Raw genomic sequence first — 2,362 nt, 5'->3', positions numbered from 1 at the left:
GGACATTGGGATTTCATTTGTCATTGGGATTTGGACATTGGGATTTTTATTCTTTGGCTTCATTATTTTCCTTAACATTATCTAAACATATACATTCCTTATTTCCCTATAGGGTGAATAGTTACATTGATTTTTGGTATAATAGAAAGACTTGATGATATTCATCAAGATTTGAGAAAATAGCTAAAAGTATGGATGAGGCTATTTTGTAATCTCAAGGAATGCATCCTCAAGACTTTCCTTTTTTTGCAAATCTTTAAGGGACGATGGAGAGCCTTCTGCAACAATCCTTCCTTTATGAATAATAGAAACCTTATCTGAAAGCTCCTCTGCCAGAGAGAGCTGATGCGTTGAGAGGATAACAGCCGCTCCATCCTTTGTCCTTTCCTTCAATACCGCTTTTACAAGGTGTATGGATTTTGGGTCAAGTCCAACCATAGGTTCATCAATGACAATATATGATGGGTTATGAAGGAGCATTGCACAAAAGCATATCCTCTGTTTCATCCCATGGGAAAACTCCTCAATCAATGTATCCTTATAATCTGACATCTCAAATAGGGAAAGAAGATTTTCTCCATCATTATCTGCACCATATAAATCCTTGATAAAGCTTAAAAATTCTATTGGCGTTAGCTTATCATATAAAAATGGAATGTCTGGAATATAGCCCAATAGCCTCTTTGCAGCAATAGGCTCCTTGTTCACATCGTATCCACCTATTGTAACCCTTCCACCTGATGGTTTAAGCAAGCCCGTTATTAACTTTAGCGTTGTTGTCTTTCCCGCACCATTAGGACCTAATAGGCAGAAAAATTCTCCCCCTTTTATTTCAAGGCTTATATTATTAACAGCCTTTACATTTCCAAATGTTTTTGAAAGATTTTCTAGTTTAATCATAATCTAACACCTCCACATCTATATTCCCTATATATCCCAATAATCCAATCTGTTTTCCTATATCTCCCTCTATCAAAGGGATATGTATTGCATCCATAGGCGATTGATTGAATGTCGTATGCTCATTGCAATCACCCGTCTTGTTTTTTAAAACCTCAATTGCAGATGGAAGGCTAAACGCTGGCTTTTGGGAAAGGTTAGTATAAACCCATTCCATAAGCAAAATAGAGGCTTTTTGGCTATCTTTCTCTTTGCCTATTATTTTCCTTGCCTGTTCTATAATTCCTTTGTCATTTGATTGGACAAAGGCTGTTTCTTTTGTGAATTCGTATTATGTTTAGCTGTCATATTTTAAAACTTTGGCAAAAATTCATAATAAACATAAAATAACCCAATTAGCTTTTTAATGTCTATGGTTATAGTCTATTATAAGGCTTATAGATTTGTCAAATCGTAACACTTTTAGCCAACTGAGTGTTTTTTGACAACAAAATAATTGTATGTGTTTAGCTTTAATGGAACAAATGAAATCCGAAATTCGAAATCTTAAAACAAATTCAAATGACTAAAATTGAAAATTCAAAACAATAGTACATGTTTAGCAAGGGGTTCTCTAGTGATTAAGAAGGTGCTCGGCAAGGTATTTGGTGGTATCCTGATTTGTGACTTCTTTGGTGCATACGGAAAGATAGTGGCCTAGGCCAAACAGAGGTGTATTGTGCACTTGTTTGGTGAGTTAGAGAAAATAGCTCTCAAAAATAAGGGTCTTGATGGATTGCGTTTATGAAGAAGCTTAAGCGATTACTTAAGAGATGCTATGCGTCTTTCTGCCAAACAGAAAGAGATAGAACTTACTACCTATAAATCAAAGAGCGACAGACTATATCAGAGGCTTGCAATAATTTACAGTCAGGAATATAAAGATCCTGATTGTAATCGTATTGCTAAACGGCTCAAGAAATACAAAGACGAAATCTTTACCTTTGTAGCCCATCCTGAAGTGAGTGCTGACAACAACCATGCTGAAAGGCAAATAAGGCCAGCAGTAATTATGAGAAAGAACTCCTATTGTAACCGTTCCCAGCAAGGTGCTGATACTTAAGGCAATACTGATGTCAATATTCAGAACCCTGCATCTTCGCAAGATTGATCCCATTACTACAATAACCCATTCACTTTCTAAATGGATTGAAACAGGAAATATTGCTTCGTTGCCTGCTGTCTCACTTCAGATGGAAATAGTTACTTTTTATTTTTACAGGCATCCTTCTCTATCTTAACTGGTTTCTTGCCCTAATTTCTTTTTTATTCCTTATTATTTTAGGAATAATTATCTAGCAATTCTCGGTGAAGTTATAAAGGCTATATTATCAAGCCTTCCTGGAAAATAAGAAAATATTTTTCGCAAAAAAAGCCTCTTAAGGTTTCCTCTCAAAAATGCCGATATATTATATAGAATGCA

3 protein-coding genes are annotated in these 2,362 nt (G+C 35.4%); 1 reads left to right on the top strand and 2 read right to left on the bottom strand.

Going from position 1 to position 2,362, the window contains the following annotated elements; all coding sequences use genetic code 11:
* Positions 1-201 precede the first annotated feature (201 nt).
* Positions 202-900, bottom strand: coding sequence for an ABC transporter ATP-binding protein (locus AB1630_12380; protein MEW6104588.1), 699 nt, complete (start codon positions 898-900; stop codon positions 202-204).
* Positions 893-1,117 (bottom strand): hypothetical protein, encoded by a 225-nt coding sequence (locus AB1630_12375; protein MEW6104587.1) that lies wholly within the window; start codon positions 1,115-1,117, stop codon positions 893-895. Before AB1630_12375 ends, AB1630_12380 begins: the two co-directional genes overlap by 8 nt.
* Before the next feature lie 600 nt (positions 1,118-1,717).
* Here AB1630_12375 and AB1630_12370 point away from each other — a divergent pair.
* Positions 1,718-2,002: a transposase gene (locus AB1630_12370; protein MEW6104586.1), complete on the top strand. Its 285-nt coding sequence runs from the start codon at positions 1,718-1,720 to the stop codon at positions 2,000-2,002.
* Positions 2,003-2,362: the final 360 nt, after the last annotated feature.

Source organism: bacterium, from assembly GCA_040753555.1.
GTDB lineage: Bacteria > UBA9089 > UBA9088 > UBA9088 > UBA9088 > JBFLYE01.
Note: the sequence above shows the minus strand (reverse complement) of the source record. Positions and strands in the feature narration are given on the sequence as shown.